Genomic DNA, 18398 nt, shown 5'->3' with positions numbered 1-18398 from the left:
AATTTTTCGTAAAGAGAGGCCAAAAGTGGAACAGGTTGATGTGGTAGTCATTGGTGCGGGTGCGGCAGGCATGTTCTGTGCAGCGCAGGCCGGACAGGGTGGCTGCCGGGTTCTGCTGCTGGATAATGGCAAAAAAACCGGACGAAAAATTCTGATGTCAGGCGGCGGTCGCTGCAATTTCACCAATCTGTATGCCGAACCGGCTGCCTATCTTTCAGAAAACCCGCATTTCTGTAAATCCGCGCTGGCGCGTTATACCCAGTGGGATTTCATCGATCTGGTCAACCGCTACAACATCGCCTGGCACGAGAAAACCCTCGGCCAGCTTTTGTGCGATGATTCCGCGACGCAAATTGTGGGGTTGCTGGATAAAGAATGTGAGCGGGGGAATGTCGAAGTGCGTCTGCGCAGCGTGATTTCTGAGGTTCAGAAAACTGAAGATGGCTTTATTATCAACGTGAATGGCTCAACTGTAAGTACTCACTCACTTGTGGTTGCCAGCGGCGGACTTTCCATGCCGGGGCTGGGGGCGTCGCCTTTCGGTTATCGTCTGGCCGAACAGTTTGGCCTGAAAGTTTTACCGACCCGCGCCGGTCTGGTGCCATTTACGCTGCACAAGCCACTGCTCGACCATTTGCAAACGCTTTCAGGCGTCTCCGTGCCTGCTGTGCTCACCGCACAGGATGGCACCGTATTCCGCGAAAGCATTCTGTTTACGCATCGCGGGATGTCCGGTCCGGCCGTTCTGCAACTTTCCAGCTACTGGCAACCTGGTGAGTTTGTAAGCGTTAACTTACTGCCTGATGTCGATCTGGCGGCGTTTCTCAATGCGCAGCGGCAGGAGCACCCGAACCAGAGCCTGAAAAATACGCTGGCGATGCAGTTACCGAAGCGCCTGGTGGAATGCCTGCAAACGCTCGGCCAGTTGCCGGACGTCACGCTGAAACAACTGAACGTATCGCAACAGGCCGAGCTGGTTGAGCAATTGCAAAACTGGCAGATGCAGCCGAACGGCACCGAAGGCTACCGCACGGCAGAGGTGACGCTGGGGGGTGTCGACACGCGTGAACTGTCTTCCAAAACCATGGCTGCGGCAAAAGTGCCGGGCCTGTATTTTATTGGTGAAGTTGTGGACGTGACCGGCTGGCTGGGGGCTACAATTTCCAGTGGGCGTGGAGCTCGGCGTGGGCGTGCGCGCAGGATCTGATCCTGAAGAAATGCTCATGAGCAAAATGGCATGAAACAGGATTTCACACCTTGCACGGCAGAAGATTTCGTTTACTGAATGACGTAAAATTTACGTAAGAGCTTAACTGACAGGGAGTGATAAATGATTAGTGACCAAATCATCCCTGATTGTTTTTTTCACAACATCAATGAACTTGGCAAAGTGTGCATTGTTTGTTGCGCTTTTATTATCGGTCATAAAGTATTTAATGGGTTTTAGTTCAAAACCCGTATCGAGCTTTTTTAAATTATAACTCTCCCCAAATTTATTGAAAAACCATTCGCTGATAAAAGTTACTGAGTCTGTAATTTCAGCAACCGCTGCGTTGACATCTATAGAACTGCTGGTGAAATTAAAAATACGGCCAGGCAAACTCTCCTCAATATCGACCTGCGTTTTTTGCACTCCGGGTGTATTTATGTTGAAACGTATGAATTTTTCATGAACCATGTTTTCTTTACTCAGGAATGTACCAAGTCGGGGGTGAGATTTACGGCATACAGCAATGATGTTTTCTTCCATATATAATGTTGTGACGGTTGAATTGCTGTAATAGGGTTTAGTGTCAAAAACGAGATCTGCTTTACGGTAGGTAAGAATGTCTTCGCCTGCATCCAATGCAGCATTTGCAGGAATGTGTGTCAATTCGTAGGGTAAGTTTTTTTCGAATAATACGGAGCCTATCTTAGGCAAAATACGTTGCGCGGTATAGGGTGAAGAGTAAATCATAAAGTTATGATTCATTTCAGACTCTGCGACGGTAAACAGGCTTTTTACCAGTGCACCTAATTCAACTCTGACTCTTTCATGTAAGTTAATTGCTACGGTCGTCGGGATCAGACCTTGTCCTTTTCGAATGAAAAGGGGATCTGAAAAGTAAATTCGCAGTCTGTTAAGAGATTGACTCACAGAGGAAGGGCTGGATCCTAATTTTTTTGCCGCAATCGAAACGCTATTATAGGTGAATATAGTTTCGAAAATAAAAAGTAAATTAAAATCAAATGAACTTATTTTATCCAGATTTGGAATAAGGCTGTCGCTGATCATTTTTAATACTCTGAAGTTGAAATCTTAAGCAAAGTATGTGAGCGTGTGATTTAATGACTTTAAGGCGCTTTTCGTATTAAATTACAGGTCATGATTCTAAGTAGTGTAAAGAATTGCACCAGGATTCTATCTCTTTCAGCGTAATGAAAACCGTTTTCCCCAAGATTTCATTTTTTTCTCTTGGGAAACTATACACAATACACGGGTATTCTAAGGGTTTATCCTCCTGGATCCATTCTTCTATTTCAATGTCTTCGACGATATCGCAGACGTAATTTTCGTGAAACCAAATTTTATAATCTTCGAAGTTTTTTAAAATTATCATTCAACACTCCATTTTAGAATAATCAATATTTCTAATCCATTTTTATCAATACCTTCTATGCGATACGGTCAATCGCCTGCTTTTCTTCTGTAAGTCTGGACTTAACAACAAACTTTAATGTTACCGGCTAGAGTTTATAGCTTTATATTTCCAGTCTTTGCTACTTCAACCGGTACAATATTCCAGGCTTTGGTGGGTATGCCCGTATCATCCAGGCTTTGCCATTGCAGCTGACATGGCCCATTTGCCGGGCACCAGGATTCCGTGCGGGCAGAAAAGGGAGATACCACACCTTCGGCAGACTGCGTTTTGCCATTTACCGTCATTTTAAACAATGTCACATAATAAGGCGTGGGATTTTCAACTCTCACAGAGGCGCTATGTCTTTGCCAGGTAAGTTGCTGGTAAGCATCGTCGGGTATGCCTTTCAGGCCAGCGGGCCGGTAAAGCAATTTGAAGTTTGAACGTATGGCGACCTGCAAATCATGGGTGCCGGGTTGTCCGGAAGGAATTGCCGCGACGCTTAGCTGAAATAAACTTTCGCGGTCGGCAGGCAGGTTCCCGCCGGTACGAATGATCCGTAGATAATTCTCCTGTTTCTTCCTGAGAGGTAAAAGAGGGGGCGTAACGACGAAGTCTGCCCCCGTCGAATTTTGTGTCGCGCCCTGATTTTCGTTTCCTTTCGTTTTATCAGGCAACACTCTGGTCTGAATTAAATACGGTGTTTCATCCGTATTTCTGACCAGAAATGCAAGTCCGTTTTCACTTTTTTCATTATAAATAAAACGGGTGCCCCCAATCATGACACCGGCATAGCCTTTTGCAGGAAGCAAGGCTAATAACCACATGAAAAATAAAACAAGCCATGTTTTTTGAAGGGTAATGTGTTTTTTCATCTGTCTGATGTAAACCCGCTAAGGATATGATGTATTAAACGTCACGCTTGAGATAATCGATCCGGGTTGAAATTTTTCACCGTTCGCGACCATTTTAGAATAAAATTTCAATGATGCCGTGGTTGCGCCGCCTGTAATTAAATAGGGCCGGGAACTGCCGCCAACAGCAACCAATTGTTGCGTGTCGTCCATGAGTTCGATAGCAATACCGCTGGCGGAACTTTCAGGTGAGAGCTTTAATAAATCGGTCATACTGTCATCGGGAGTGCCTGAAAAGGAAATAACGACCCCATTGGCAATAGCCCCGCATTTTTCGAGATTAATGTTAAAGGCCACGGGCAGGGAACTCCCCCCGGCACGATAAAAAGTTTTTGCCGGAACTTTCCCTAAATAAACCGTTTTATTTACAGAGTCAGGAGATACCGTACAGGTTGCATCTGTCACGGCACCGGTAATATTCACGGTAACGTCATGTGCTGATACCTGACAGGTCACAAGAGCGCATGATGAAATTATTAGTGGTGTAACCAAAGACAATTTCTTGAAAAATAGCTCATTTAAAATTGAGTTTATATTCGTAAAATAATGACTCATCTTTTTATCCCTATTGATAGGTCAGATCGAGATACAGTACGGCATTAGCATTGCCGGTAGTCACAGGTACTTTGGTTACCTGGTAAGCCAGATTAAACGTTATCGTATTGTCACCCGGGAGCAAAGGTTGAAGCGTCATTTTTTTATTAATATCAATAATATTATTCGCTTTATCACTCAGTCGTATGGCCAGCCCTTTTGCGGTATCCGCCGCATTGGGGTTACTGAGTGCGAGCAATGCGGGTTGATCGTTATCTGTCGCGCCTGAAAACGTCATCACTGTACCAATAATGCCGCTGTTACAACCTGTCAGGGAAACATCAAAAGATTTCCCGGGGGTTATTAGCTGCCCTACCGTGGTTAAGGTATTATTCGTAACAGGCCCCAGGCTAACATCAAGGTTGCTCTTACCGGTGGCTATCGTGCAAGAGCTGGGTAAAATGGGCACGTTAATTATAAGATAATTGCTGCCAACAGTTATTGCGTTCGCCATAAAAGGAAGCAGACAACCCAGTGTAAAAATCCATTTATTCCATTTATTTTTCATTGCCTCCCCTTAATCCATGCTCATTTGAATCGTTAAAAATGAAAAATAATCTTTTTTAGCGTTAGCCGGCGCAGTACCGGTTCGAGATACCAACTGAAGTTGCAGCGGGAAGTCGAAAGTACCTGTGACTATGCCCATTCCCGATGACCTATGCGTTGTCATCGTCACCGCTTCCGTTCCATTCACTAAAAGAGGGGTTCCCGCGCCATCAAGGACTTTAATTCCCACTTCAGGCAAGTCCTGAATGCCCGCAATATACTGCCCGTCCCCGGGGATTCCCGGGATAATTGATATATGAACCAGATCGCCCTCACCCCCTGAGCTACCGCCTTGACATGTCACCTTTCCCGGAACGAACATCGGCGTACCCACAGTGGCGCCTGCGCTAACGTCAGAAAAATCAGAAGCAAAATGAGCAGGCATGGTTACCTGTTGAGTCTCGGGTTGATATCTGCGTATTCTGGCGAAGATGAACGGTCGTTCCGGCTGAACGTGAATGCGTTATTTCCTAACGCGCCCTAACTTCTTTTTATTACACCGACCGTTCACTTTTAGTCAACCTGTGCCAGTCGTTTTCTCATCGATTCACCTTTCATTTCCAGACGGTGCGAGTTATGCATCAGACGATCAAGGATCGCGTCCGCCAATGTGTTATCTCCAACGCAACCGTACCACTCATCCGTTGGCAGCTGGCTTATCATGACCGTGGCGTTCTTACCGTACCTGTCGTCCATCAGTTCCAGCAGATCGTTACGTTGCGCTGGTAGTAACGGTTCGAGACCCCAGTCATCCAGGATAAGCAACTGCGTTTTGGACAGTTGAGCAAGTTGTTTCCGGTAACTGCCGTCTGCCCGGCTGTGGGTCAGTTCAACCAGCAACCGGCTCAGTCGCCAGTACTGTACGCTGTAACCCTGCTGGCAGGCGTTGTTGCCCAGCGCACAGCCTACATAGGTTTTACCGCAGCCGCAGGGACCCGTTATCAGCAGGTTCTGCCCCCTGACCACCCACTCGTTCTGGCTTAACTGAGCGATCCGCGAACGCTCCAGGTTTCTCACCGGCTGATAGTCGATGTCGTGAACCGAGGCTTCAAGCCTCAGCCGGGCCTTTTGCAACAGGCGTTTCTGTTTGCGCTGATCCCTTTCCAGAGATTCACGCGTCACCAGCAACGCCAGCCTTTCCCTGAAGGAGAGCTCTTCGTAAGTGCCGGGTTGTTCCATCTGTGAGGACAGCGCGGCTGCCATTCCCATCAGTTTCATTTCAGTCAGCTGTTTCATCAGCGTATGTGGCATTATCGAGTTCCCTGTTTCAGTGGAAGTGGCGTGGGCCACGGATGTTTTCATGTTCCTGAGGAAGTTCCTGAGACGGATGCAGATCGCCGTCCGCCGGAACAAGGTCGCGATTATTTTTCAGTATCGATTTTATCTGCTTCAGTCGGGTTAGCCCCTCAGCATTAGCCAGCCGGCAGCTGTTGTTGACGCGCTCAGAAGGATACTCGCGCGTCAGGCTCAGTAACCCCAGACACAGGCGGTAGGCCTGCTCCGAATGCGCTTTTTCCACCAGACGCTCACTGACCCACTTGAGCGTGTCGGAGCCCACGCCTGCCGCCCAGTTTTTCAACCGCTCTGGCGTCCACTGCTGATGGTGGCGATGACGCTCCGGCATATGCTCTGCTGCGGTGCTGTTACCGGGATGAAGACGCCGCGGGTGACTGGTGATCATCAGGCCCTCAGCCCAGACCTCCAGCAGGTTGTCGAAGGCATGAAGTTCCACCGTTTTGCCGACGTACTGATGCGGCACAGAGTAATGGTGCTGTTCATATTCAACGTGATAATCGATATTCACTTTCGCTTTTTTGATGTGCCGGTAGCGCCACGGCTGTACCGGTAACGGCCTGAGCGCAGGTTTGTCCAGCCTGTCGAAGGCTTCCCGGCGGTTGCCGGGCAGTTTTTTAAAGGGGCGTTCGTTGAGATCCGTAACCAGCGTACGGATACAGTGGTTCAGTTCTGCCAGCGAGAAGAAGACCTGATGCCGCAGTCGGGCCAGGATCCAGCGCTCAACGATCTGAACGCCAACTTCCACCTTCGGCTTGTCTCTGGGTTTTCGGGGGCGGGCCGGTATTACCGCGACCTGATAGTGCTCCGCCAGTTGCTGGTAGGACGGATTCAGTTCGGGATCGTAGCGACAGGCTTTATTAACCCCGCTTTTGAGGTTATCAGGGACCAGGATTTCGGGAACGCCGCCGAAGAACTCCAGCATCCTGACGTGGCTGAGAAGCCAGTCCGGTAGCGACTGTGTATACGTGGCCTCCGCGAAGGTATAGTTTGATGCCCCCAACACCGCCACAAAGATCTGAGCCTGCCGGCACTCACCGGTTTCGGGTGAGATAACCGCCACCGTGGGCCCACAGTAGTCGATAAAGCATTTTTCACCAGCGAGATGCTGTTGGCGCATGGAGCGCTTCTGTGACTGGGACCAGGTCTGGTAGCGGCAGCAGAACTGTGAGTAGCTGTACGCCCGGATCGGCATCCGCTGACAATACTCTTCCCACAGAAGGTGGCGGGTGACGCCTTTCTTACGCAACTCCATATGGATTTTAGCCCAGTCAGGATCTTCCAGCGCACCGGGACGACTGTCAGAGTCCGGATACAGCATGCTGGCAAGCCTGGGCTCTGACATCCCCTCTGGTAACGGCCAGGAGATCCCGGAGGCCTCAAGGCGTTTGAGCATTTTCTGGATGGCACCTGTGCTGACATCGGCGCACTGGCTTATCTGACGGAATGACAGGCCGACCTCAAAACGCAGCCTTAAAATTTCATGGATTTTACGCATTGCGATTCTCTTGTTTGGCATATATCACCCCCTGTAATGAAAGGGATAGATATAGCAGCAAAAATCAATGCGTTAAGAATGATTCTGGAAACGTGAACAGCAATTCCGGTCAGGTGAACACCGATTCTGGCAAAATGAACAGTGATTCTGGCCATGGTGCAAAATCGTGGTATTTTCCGTCGGAATACGCGTTCACGCGAAACCAGAAAGTGCGTTCACGTTCTGCCAGAATGAGTGTTCACGATAGGCCAGAATATGCAATATCTGCAATAAGGTGGGAAATGGACACGCCCGGAGAGATAAACAGCCGTCATTTCATCTGTATAATTTGAGTAACCGGTTGGGAGCCCCTGCTCCCCTGCTGTTGCCATATATCCAATCAATAAATTATTAATTTCCAGATCTTGAGTGTTAGCGATATCGGGTGGGGGGAAGATGATAAATCCCGGGTAATATACTTGAGGGATATTTACGGTATTGCCACTAAAAAACCAATTTCCCGTTTCATTACCCTTAAGCCCCGGCGTAGTGCCTATCGCCATCGCGAGTTGGAAACCGTAGTCCAGTTTAACTGTATAAACACCCCAGCCAACCACACCATTTGCGTTGACCGCATATGCCGTATATCCCGTAGGAGTATAGGTTGGGCAACTTATTGGGCCGGGCATCATAGCCGGCGTTGAATCAAAGTAATACATTCCACTTAAAGAACCTGCCGGCGGTGCATAAATGTCCGCCTGAATATGTATAGAAGGTATCGTGCCATTGCTCGGTGAGCACAGTAAAGTATTCGCACTGTGCGCGAAATGACTAAATAAAATTACAATCAATAATAATGTAAAAATAAAAAAGTTATTTTTTAACATGTCGAATCGTTTCGGGTTTATATTCATACTTCTTGATTTCATTGTTTTATCCCTGCCAGTGATACCCGATGGCATCACCTTTTCACGATAATTTGTTAAGATCTGCATTATTATTTCCCGTTATTTACAGGCAACATTGGCATAGGTGATGGCATTTTTCAGACTATCATCAGGCAATGAATAATCGACCTGACACTGTTGATCGGCACCGGTACCCCATTGAGATTTCAACGTCCCTTTTAACGGCAGGCCTGCCATGTAGACCTGGCCGGCATCCCCGACAATTCCGCCTGCCGTAATGTCCGTCCGGCTTACGCTTGCGCCAAAGGGTAATGGTTTACCGTTATGCATAAGGGTAATTAATACTCTTGCCCCAACATGTGCATTGAAGCTGGCACGAACAATGGCGCCCTGTGTGGGAACCACGTTGGCGATGGGTTCATCAACATCCGTAAAGTTATTTAACGTATTGATATCGAGCGCAATGCGGTTCTGGCGATAGGTGCTCGCATAAGGCACAACGGCATACCCGCGCCAGTCGGTTTTCACACCGGTATTGTTTTCGATGCCGACGTTATCCGCTCCCGGCGCGGCAACGAGTACGTTGGTATCGCCAAGAGGCTGGCTTAGTGTGACACCATTACGATGAGCGACAATGCCACCGGATACGCTATAGTTGACCTGTTTATATCCGGTGCTGTAGTTGTAGCCCGCGCTGGCATTACCATAGCCCCCCTGATAACCTGCACTGACGCTGCCGCTGTTGCCGACACCATTATTTCCATAACCCTGTGTCACGCTGTAACTCAGGTTGTTATCGTTTAATAACGTGCCTGAAAGCCCCGCCTGTTGGGTCATATTCCCGTCTTTATCCGTGCTGTTGTTATAGGTCGCAAAAGCACTGTTGGATGACTGCCCCGGAATACCTGAACCCGGTGACAGCCACTGAGATAACGGAATAGAGACGTTGAAAGAGAAAACTTGATCCGCTTCTGGCTGGCTCTGTGATTTATTGTAGTTATAGGCAACGTTGTAGCTGGCACCCCACGCCATGCTGTTAAACCCCAACTGTATCAGGGTGTCGGTTCCATCGGTGTGCCAGTAACTTTGCTTACTGCCGGTGACAAATATGCTGCTTTCTTTGCCAATCTGTTGGGATATATTCGCCTGTATCTTTCCGCGCTTTGTGTAATTCAAATTGTAATAATCAAAATAATCGGGCTGATCGTCTTTTCTCTCTTTATCTGTGGTCTCAGTGTCGTTATATCCACTCATTCTTTTATACGTGGTTTCGCTCAATGTATAGAAGCCTTCGGTGGAATAGCGATACCCCAATAACTGGAAGTTAGTGCCATAATTATTGAGACTCTTCGCATACAGAAAACGTACGGACTGCCCCTGATGCTTGCTGTCATCGGCCAGCGTGCTGTTCGCCTGGGTGATATCAACGGAAAGGGCGCCTAAGTCAGCCAGGTTTTTTCCCATCCCCAGTGCAAAACTGCGGTATTTGCTGGAGAGCTGTGTCCCGCCATACACGGTGAAACCATGAGACAGCCCCCACAGTAACGTCGCCTGCTCGAAATCGGTTTGAGTTTGCTGATCGCCGCCGTTACGGTATTGACCTGCACTTATGGCATATTTGATGTGCCCTTCGCGTTGCAAAACCGGCACCCCTGAGAACGGTACGGAATAGGCGTTAATGCTTCCGTCGCTCTCTTCCACCAAAACCTGCAAATCACCGCTGGAAGACGTCGGAAATAAATCGTTTATCGCAAATGCACCCGGTGCAACATAGGTCTGATAGATAACGTAGTTGTTCTGTTTAATGGTGACTTTTGCATTGCTTTTTGCAATACCACGAATCGTTGGTGCAAATCCTTTCTGGCTGTCGGGCAGCATATTATCGTCAGAGGAAAGCAGAACTCCACGGAGCGGCACGCTGTCGAAAACGTCGCCTGACGTACTGGTATCACCAGCCACCAACTCAGCTTTTAAGGGAATAATGGTGCGTTCTACAAAAGTGCTAATATGCTGAAATTCATTGGTATGGCTATCGTCAGTATTACTGGTGCGCCACGACGAGTTGTCACGTAAACGCCAGGCTCCGAAGTTTATTCCACTTTGCAGGCTAAGAAATTTATCAGATTCATGCCCGAAATCAGTGTTAGTTTCATTGCCAGTGAAGTTGTAATTCAAAAGCAGAGCATTGATACCTTCATCCCATTGATCCGGTGGTATATAGCCGCGCGCATCATTTTTCATGGCAATTTGTGGAATACTGAGATCCAAGCGTAATGTTTCAAAGTCAAAAGAGGCTTTTGCACCGGAAACACTCTTTTCCAGATTGTCGATTTGAGTCGGTGGTAAATCTTTAAGCCCGGGCAGGGACTTTGTATTCACACCAAAGTCCTCCAGCTCTTTAATACTAAAATAGGGCGCGAGCGTTGTATCAGAGTTATCTGTTTTCCTAACAGTGGACGACGACTTCTGTTCAGAGTTTGCAATCTTGAATTCAACATCGCGTGTAGAAAAAAAGTGTTGTTAATGTAAATATCAACGCGATAACTTCCCGGCGCCTGACCGGTATTGTTATTAAATTGAGCCAGGTCAGCAACCGCAGACGGATCATTGGACAAAAAAGCGGGGTTGAAATATTGCTCAGCCATCGCTTGCACAGAAGAAAAAATAGCCAGTGAGGAAAAAGCAACGGGTGCATAACGAGTAATAGTTGATTTTATTCGTTTTGCTGAAACGAAATAACGTTGTTTTTTCATCTGACTTTTCATCCTGGGTAAAATAAAAGTAATTTCATTCAATAACAGAATTTTTGGGTTTTATATGGCGCAGCTTTGTTGATCTGTTTTTGAACCGAAATCATTTACCGTTTGGAATTTAATGGTTCCACCGGGGCCGCCTGTCAATGGGATCTGGGTGTCAGATTTTGGTGCGACCATCGTGTTAGGTAATTTCTGATCTCCGACAGTGATACCGACCAGTGTCACGTAATAAGGCGTGGGATTACTCACGCTAACGTTGGCACCGTTCAGTTTGCAACGTATCGCCTTAGGGGCTTCTAAACTCTTCGTCGGCAGATTATCCGGGCGCACGAACATTTTTATCGTAGTTTCTGTGGCGATCTGAAGCGTATTTTTGCCTTCTTCAGGTTTACCCGACGGAATCGCTTTGCTGTTGAGGTAATAAAGTGATTCACGGTCAACAGGAAGTGGATTTTTCCCGACATACATAATACGGATTGTATTTTCTTTATTCGGTTGAATAACGAAAATAGGCGGAGTGATGACAAAATCAGTACTCTTCTTACCGTCAGACTCGGATACCCAGGATTGGATTAAAAATACTTTACCGACATCACTGTTAGCGATAGAAAGTGAGGTTTGAGCAGCACCCTGAGGATATATAACCCGGGTTGCGCCCAGAGAGATCCCTCCGGCCATTGCCGTTGAGATAGAGCACAGAGAGATCGCCCCGGTTAACAACATTGTTAACAGAGGTTTCATTTTATTGTTTACCATAAGGCGTTACCTTGATTAGCATCGTGAATGACATCACGAGGATAGATAATTACATGATGTTTTAAGAACGATGTATTTACTGCAATATACTCTAAAGAAATACATTGATTAAACACGCGGCTTTGAAAACCGTAGTTATTAATTAAACGCCATAATAGTTATGGCGTTTTTTAATGAAATAGAGTCCGTTCGGGTTAATTTTCATTAACACCCGGGTGTAAAACTATTCCAACAAGAATTAATATAACGTCGGATTAACGCTTACTCGTAATGAACCTTAAAATCAGTTGTTGCAACGACATGACCCGTTGTTGCAGCAGTAGTAAGACCGTACATACCCGCAGAGAAACTTGCGATGTTAGTACCCGCTGCAAGCGTCATTTTTGCACCAGAACCTGTCGCAGCTCTTATAGTGATGACTTTGCTGTCCATGTCTTTCAGCTGAACGCCCACGCCAGTTGCCTCACCACCCCCTGCGGTGTTTGCCAGAACCGTAGGGTTATCAAGTGCACTTTGACCACCAAAGTCAAAAGAGGCAGTGGTATAAGTATCAATAGAGCACTCTTCCAGGACGATGCTGAATGGTACGTCTTTAACCGTTGCACCTTTAACAATGGCCTTGGTGTTTACAGAACCTAACGGGATATTCTGGTCGGCAGATTTAACGTTCACAACACAAGCAGCGTCAGTCACTTCCCCGGTAAAATTAATGGTACCACCGGCAACGGTCACTGGCGTGACGACACCCTCGGCCATGGCGGAACCGGCAGCCATCATAAGTGCTAAAGCAGACAATGCAGATACAGCCATTTTTGAAGCTTTCATATTTATATTTCCTATATTCATATGTTTGTGATGTGAATTACCATTCCCGCCTTAATGAATTTATTATCAAGAAGGGCTTCCGGAAATAGTATTAATTATCTGTAATAAAGATATTGTAAATTAATTCACCTCTTACTCTATAAGCGGTGAATTTCACAGGCAAGTCAGTCATTCGACGGAAGGACTATACTCCAGGTGTTTTTATTAATAAAGATGCCCATAAAAGTGCGATTTTATAAAACTACAGCTTTATCAGTATGTTAGTGGTTATGTGGAAAATCTAAATAATACTTTTTGGTTTCATCACAACCAACGGTTCCAATCAATACAACACATTATTTGTTTACGTTAAAAGACGTTTTACCTGAATGTTTAAAACTGGTTAAAAATGCACGATTAATAAGATTTCGATATAATGCATCTGAATATTCAGGTATTAACAGTGTGAGTTCAAGGGGTATTTTTGAGGGGTATGTATTTCATCTTCTGACCTCGAAGCACCTCATTCAGGAAAATATGATGCATTCTCCTGTTAATTGTGAAAAATAAATTCGTCTTATTGGTGAAATTTTGATAAAAAGCGTCATAAAATTTACCCTTTGAAAGTTAGCAATGATCATAATTTTTAAGATTCCAACATTCTCCCGGCTGAAGTCTGCGAAATGAAAAAATAATGCGTCGATTTCACTGTTTAATCGTCCTCCTCCCCTTGTATCTGACCGCCTGTGGAACCTTATCCGACATGCAGGTGAAAGCGCATCCTGATGCTGTACGGGCGCTGGCCTGCACGGGCGATCTCGATGACATGGTCAATGGTGTTGTGCATCAGTATCAGAAAAAAGAGAAAGCAGGGGGTCTGGCGATAGGCATTATCAGAAATAACGGTGAGGCCGGAACCTGGGGCTTCGGCTACACCAATTCCACGAATCGCTACAAAATTGACGGGGAAACGCTGTTCGCGCTCGGTTCAGTCAGTAAAGGCGTGACCGGCGAAGTGGTGGCGGGGCTGGTCAATAAAGGCCAACTGCGCTGGGACGACAAGCTTTCGGATCTGCTGCCGAAAAATATCCCGCTGAGCGAAGATGCCAAAAACATCACGCTGTTGCAGCTCGCGACGCATACGTCCGGCCTGCCACGACAAAATATGAATAAAGACATGCTGGAGAGTTTTCTCCGGTATCTCTATACCGGCGACAATTTCTATCATGAACTGGACAGCGATGCCGTCGTCAACGATCTGTCCGGATTTAAAAGGCCCGAGAAGCGTGAGCCGCAGTACTCAAACTTAGGCTATGCATTGTTGGGTTATATTCTCAAACTAAAAACCGGCGAAGACATCCAGCAGCTTTCTTATGATTTTATTTTCAGTTCGCTGAAGATGGATAACACCAGTTTTTATGCGACACGCCTGAAAGACTATCCTTATCGCGCCATCGGTCATGCGGGCGATCAGCCAAAATTTATCCCGCGTGGCGAAGTGGTGCCGGACTGGCATTTCTCCAATAACATGGTGGCCGCCGCCAGCCTGTACAGCAATGTCGATGACCTGCTTAAGTATCTGCGTGCTCATATCGATGACTCAAGAAACGGTGACCTCAATCTGGCTATCAGCACCACGGAAAAGGTGTATTTCCAGCGAAATATTGAAGCGGCCAATATTGCCTGGGTAACCGATCATATTAATAATCAGAGCATTACCTATCAGGTCGGCTATATCGGCGGCTATTCCAGTTACATTGGCTTTGATAAGAAGCATCAAAATGCTGTGGTGGTATTACAAAATACTTTTAACTGGAGCAATTATATCGGGCATGACCTTTTACTGAGAATGGCCCTGGCCGATGATTATCGCGGGAAATGTCATTAACATTTCCCACATGAATGCATTAGAGTTTTGTTATCGATTTTATTTATCTGAACACGTATTTTTACACAGTAAACTTCGCCCTGAGTGGTTGTTTCATCACATTTTTATTTTTAAGTTTCACCGATTTTGCGCTGAATCAGATATTTCTTTTCTATAAATAATATAACCTGCAGGAAAACTATCACGCCCTCCGGGGACTCTTACCTTTTCTAAGGCCCGTTATGTTCTCTCTTTCTCGCAAAAAAAATGCCTGCCTGGCGGGCATCATGATGTTGTCTGGCGCCGCAATTGCCGCTGAGACCGCCCCGGTTGTCACACCGGAATCTGCTGTGCCGGTTGTTGAAAAATCAACTCCGGCAGTTGCCGCAGAACCTGCCGCGCCAGTTGTTGAAAAATCAGCTCCGGCAGTTGCCGCAGAACCTGCTGCGCCGGTTGCTGAAAAATCAACTCCGGCAGTGACGCCAGAACCGGCTCCTGCAATCGTAGAAAAACCAGCACCTGTTGTAGCTGAAATAGCGGCTCCACTGACCACTTTACCGACATCGACAGCCACTGTTCCGGCCGCTCCTGTCGCAAAAGAAGAGCCGAAATCGCCGGTGAAACCCGCGTTCAGTTTGGACAGCGAAGAGCAAAAACGAGCCTATGCAAGCGGTGTTGCGATGGCGCGTTATATTGAGGATCAGATTGAGCAGCAGAAGGCGCTGCACATTACGCTGGACAAAGACATTATGCTGGCGGGCATCGCCGATACCTTTAATAAAAAGGTGCAAATGAGCGATCAGGATATTCAGGCAACGCTGACGGCGTTTGATGAACAGGTCAAAGTCCTGACGAAAGCCGAAATGGATAAGAAGAGTGCGGCAGATAAAGCCTTCCTTACTGATTTCGCCAAACAAGATGGCGTGAAAAAGACCAAACAAGGCTTGTTGTATCTCGTTAAAAACAAAGGCCAGGGCGACGCACTGAAAGATACCGATACCGTGGAAGTCAGCTTTCAGGGCAAGCTGGTGGATGGCACAATCGTAGACGGTCCGCAGATTGAGAATTCAAATCAGGTATTCCGCGTCGCCAATATGCCGCCGGTTCTGCGCGACAGCGTAAAACTGATCCGCAAAGGCGGTGAGATTCAGGTGGTGATTCCGCCTGCTGCCGTTGAAAATGCGGATGCGGGTAAAAAACCTGACGTCGTGGTGATTTACACCATCTCTGTGGTGAATGTGAATAAAACGCTGTAATCATTCTTAAAAAGAAAAACGCCCCCTTTGTACCTATGCGGGCGTTTTTTTGCTTCAGAATTCAGGCATCAGCCTGATGCACGGCGATATAGCGCTCAAACTTTGAGGGTTTCAGCTGGCTGAGATCGACCAGTACCAGTCCGTCGATACAGTGATTGAATTCCGGGTCGCTGCCGAAATCAATAAACTGCACGCCGCCGGTTTCGCAAAGTTCTGAATATTGCTTATACAACGCCGGAATACTGCATCCGAGGTTTGCCAGCAGGCGCTTCAGGCGCTGTAAATCCTCCTGATAATCTTCACCGCAAAACTGTGCAAGCACGTCGGGTAACGACGCCGGATAAGGGCGGCGCGACGTCGCCAGCGGCAGGGCAGGCGCGAAATACAGGCGATAAAAAGCCACCAGCAAATCGCGTGCGGCCAGCGGTAATCCGCCGGAAATCGACACCGGGCCAAACAGGTAACGCGTCTGTGGATATTTCGCCAGATACGCACCAATGCCGAGCCACAAATAATCCAGCCCGCGCTTGCCCCAGTACGCAGGCTGAATAAAGCTGCGCCCGAGTTCAATGCCCTGCGCCAGAATCGGATCCATCTGGTGGCCGTACTGGAAGAGGCTCTGACTGTAAATGCCGTTCAGCCCTTTGCTGGCGACCTGTTCGGCGGTCGGGATAAACCGGTATGCGCCGACGATTTCCAGCGCCTGCGGATCCCATAAAACCAGGTGATAATAATCGTCATCATAGCCGTCGAGGTCACGACGACGACCGCTGCCTTCGCCTACCGCGCGGAAAGCGATTTCGCGTAACCGCCCCAGTTCACGCAGGATCGGCACGTAGTCTTCGCCGTGGCGGCGATAGAGATAAATCATTTTGCCGTCGGGCGTTTTGCCCAGCACTTCGCTGGCTTCCAGCGCGTGTTTAAGGACGGCGCGGTCTTCGGCGCGGGCAATAGACGTTTCAGTATGAAACAGTGCTGGCTTGCCGCTGGCAAGACGATAAACGTGTTTTCGGAAACGCGCGGCCAGATCGCCTGCGGTCATTTGGCCATCGTGCCAGCTGGAATACGGGATGCGTGCGCCGATTTTCAGCGTCAGGCTGTTTCCGCGTTGCCCGAACATTTCGTGAACCAGCAATAAGGTGCTGAGCGGGCGGTAAATCATTGAGCTAAGATAAAACAATGCGCTGTTGCTGCCGCCGATATGCACCGGAACCACGGGCGCACGCGCTTTGGCGGCGAGGCGAATAAAACCGGTGTGCCATTTGCCGTCACGCACGCCTTTCGAGCTCATGCGCGAGACTTCACCGGCCGGAAAGACAATCAGCACCCCCTGATTTGCCAGGTGTTCCTGCATTTGCGTGACCTGATTACGGCGGGTGCGGTTGCCCATATTATCGACCGGAATCATCAGGCTGCCGAGCGATGTCACCAGCGACAATATCTGGTTAGCCACGACTTTGACGTCAGGACGTACAGACGCCACTGCGTGTAATAATGCCAGCCCGTCAAGCGTTCCGATCGGATGGTTGGCGACAATAACAACCGGCCCGTAGCTTGGGATTTGCTCCCGATCGCGTTCCGTCAGTTCGCAGCGAATAGCAAAATGCTCAAGCACCTGTTCAGCCATATCAATACCTTTCAGATGCTGATGTTGTTCGGCAAAACGGTGGAATTCTTTTTCGCGGAACAGGGCTTTTAAGAGACGACGTTGCCAGGAAGGGGTTTTATGCTGCGGGTCGAGATCCTGAAACAGGGTATCCATGCTGAACATAGGATTTTCTCCGGTTGAAGTCCTCTGAACATAGTCAGCCGGTGTGACAGTGATATGTCACCGAAATGACAGAATAAGGAACCTGTTCGGCGTTCAATTATTTCCGTATAGTGCCCGCGCCAGACTATAGTGTGTAGATATACTCAACAACGTAAGGGAGCGTTCAAAAATGGATACAAACTCAGGTCCTGATTTATCGACTCCTATGCTAAAACCGACCGAGGCGATTAATAAACTCATTGTGGCGTTTCGCACGGAGTCAGTTCCCGTTGAGATAAAAGGCCAGGATTCCGTTATCGATTTACAGCCGGCAAACGGTGAGCCAAGGGTCCTTTTGGTTTTAGAGGGCGCGCTAAACATTTACCGCACGGCAGACAATTTACGGTTTGTCACGGCTGCCGCGCCTAATTTATTTGGAATGCAGGGTTCACCGTTTCGCTACAACCTTTATCAGTTCAGAAGCGAAAAAAGCACTGTGCTTGAGACGTTGCCCCATAGCCGCGCGGTTGAACTCATCAATGAACATCTGCTTTTCAGAGAGGTACTGGATTTCCAGACCTATCTCAGCGATTTTCAGGCATACCGGACGAATTTGCTGATCAGCAAATCGACGTATCAGATTGTCCGCGCATTCCTCTTTGAACTGGAGATGATGCCGCCAGAGCAAAGACTGCGTACCAGCGTCTTTAATTATATCTATGAACATACTCACCTGGCCCGGAGCGGTGTGATGAAAATTTTGTCCGATCTTCGCCAGGGGGAATATATTAATATCGAGAACGGCAAACTGATTGCGATTCTCAAGAAATTACCGCATGAGTATTAATACCTGGTA

14 protein-coding genes and 2 pseudogenes are annotated in these 18398 nt (G+C 47.7%); 4 read left to right on the top strand and 12 right to left on the bottom strand.

Going from position 1 to position 18398, the window contains the following annotated elements; genetic code table 11:
* The first annotated feature begins 25 nt into the window (after positions 1–25).
* Positions 26–1227: pseudogene (locus ACM5QY_RS03555) on the top strand (BaiN/RdsA family NAD(P)/FAD-dependent oxidoreductase).
* 82 nt (positions 1228–1309) lie between these two features.
* On the opposite strand, the gene ACM5QY_RS03550 reads toward ACM5QY_RS03555, so the two are convergent.
* From ACM5QY_RS03550 to ACM5QY_RS03500, 11 genes and pseudogenes are all read right to left on the bottom strand, one after another.
* On the bottom strand, positions 1310–2275 hold the full coding sequence (locus tag ACM5QY_RS03550) for a LysR family transcriptional regulator (RefSeq protein WP_416119227.1): 966 nt from the start codon (positions 2273–2275) through the stop codon (positions 1310–1312).
* 459 nt (positions 2276–2734) lie between these two features.
* Complete coding sequence (locus ACM5QY_RS03545; protein WP_416119226.1) at positions 2735–3496, bottom strand: fimbrial biogenesis chaperone; 762 nt, start codon at positions 3494–3496, stop codon at positions 2735–2737.
* Positions 3497–3514: 18 nt separating this feature from the next.
* A complete protein-coding gene (locus ACM5QY_RS03540; RefSeq protein ID WP_416119225.1) occupies positions 3515–4090 on the bottom strand; it encodes a fimbrial protein in 576 nt (191 codons plus the stop codon).
* A gap of 10 nt (positions 4091–4100) precedes the next feature.
* The gene (locus tag ACM5QY_RS03535; RefSeq protein WP_416119224.1) at positions 4101–4637 is read right to left on the bottom strand and encodes a fimbrial protein; all 537 of its coding nucleotides are present in this window, start codon (positions 4635–4637) and stop codon (positions 4101–4103) included.
* A 9-nt stretch (positions 4638–4646) separates the two neighbouring features.
* Positions 4647–5060, bottom strand: a complete 414-nt coding sequence (locus ACM5QY_RS03530; RefSeq protein ID WP_416119223.1) for a hypothetical protein — start codon at positions 5058–5060, stop codon at positions 4647–4649.
* A gap of 128 nt (positions 5061–5188) precedes the next feature.
* Entirely contained in the window at positions 5189–5929 is a 741-nt protein-coding gene (gene istB / locus ACM5QY_RS03525) for an IS21-like element helper ATPase IstB (protein ID WP_416122809.1), read from the bottom strand.
* Between the two features lie 13 nt (positions 5930–5942).
* Positions 5943–7487: an IS21 family transposase gene (gene istA, locus ACM5QY_RS03520; RefSeq protein WP_416119222.1), complete on the bottom strand. Its 1545-nt coding sequence runs from the start codon at positions 7485–7487 to the stop codon at positions 5943–5945.
* Between the two features lie 194 nt (positions 7488–7681).
* Entirely contained in the window at positions 7682–8440 is a 759-nt protein-coding gene (locus tag ACM5QY_RS03515; RefSeq protein WP_416119221.1) for a hypothetical protein, read from the bottom strand.
* A 12-nt stretch (positions 8441–8452) separates the two neighbouring features.
* Positions 8453–11118 (bottom strand): annotated as a pseudogene (locus ACM5QY_RS03510) (fimbrial biogenesis usher protein).
* Positions 11119–11166: 48 nt separating this feature from the next.
* Positions 11167–11865 (bottom strand): fimbria/pilus periplasmic chaperone, encoded by a 699-nt coding sequence (locus ACM5QY_RS03505; RefSeq protein ID WP_416119220.1) that lies wholly within the window; start codon positions 11863–11865, stop codon positions 11167–11169.
* A gap of 261 nt (positions 11866–12126) precedes the next feature.
* Positions 12127–12690: a fimbrial protein gene (locus ACM5QY_RS03500; RefSeq protein WP_416119219.1), complete on the bottom strand. Its 564-nt coding sequence runs from the start codon at positions 12688–12690 to the stop codon at positions 12127–12129.
* A 742-nt stretch (positions 12691–13432) separates the two neighbouring features.
* On the opposite strand from ACM5QY_RS03500, the gene ACM5QY_RS03495 reads away from it, so the two are divergent.
* A complete protein-coding gene (locus ACM5QY_RS03495; RefSeq protein WP_416119218.1) occupies positions 13433–14557 on the top strand; it encodes a serine hydrolase domain-containing protein in 1125 nt (374 codons plus the stop codon).
* Positions 14558–14778: 221 nt separating this feature from the next.
* A complete protein-coding gene (locus tag ACM5QY_RS03490) occupies positions 14779–15792 on the top strand; it encodes an FKBP-type peptidyl-prolyl cis-trans isomerase N-terminal domain-containing protein (protein ID WP_416119217.1) in 1014 nt (337 codons plus the stop codon).
* 61 nt (positions 15793–15853) lie between these two features.
* On the opposite strand, the gene olsF is transcribed toward ACM5QY_RS03490, so the two are convergent.
* On the bottom strand, positions 15854–17563 hold the full coding sequence (gene olsF / locus ACM5QY_RS03485; RefSeq protein WP_416119216.1) for a bifunctional ornithine lipid synthase OlsF: 1710 nt from the start codon (positions 17561–17563) through the stop codon (positions 15854–15856).
* Between the two features lie 169 nt (positions 17564–17732).
* On the opposite strand from olsF, the gene ACM5QY_RS03480 reads away from it, so the two are divergent.
* Entirely contained in the window at positions 17733–18389 is a 657-nt protein-coding gene (locus ACM5QY_RS03480) for a helix-turn-helix domain-containing protein (RefSeq protein WP_416119215.1), read from the top strand.
* The last annotated feature ends 9 nt before the right edge of the window (positions 18390–18398 follow it).

It is taken from the genome of Rahnella sp. PCH160, assembly GCF_047784855.1.
Classification (GTDB): Bacteria; Pseudomonadota; Gammaproteobacteria; order Enterobacterales; family Enterobacteriaceae; genus Rahnella.
This window is presented reverse-complemented; position numbering and strand designations above follow the sequence as displayed.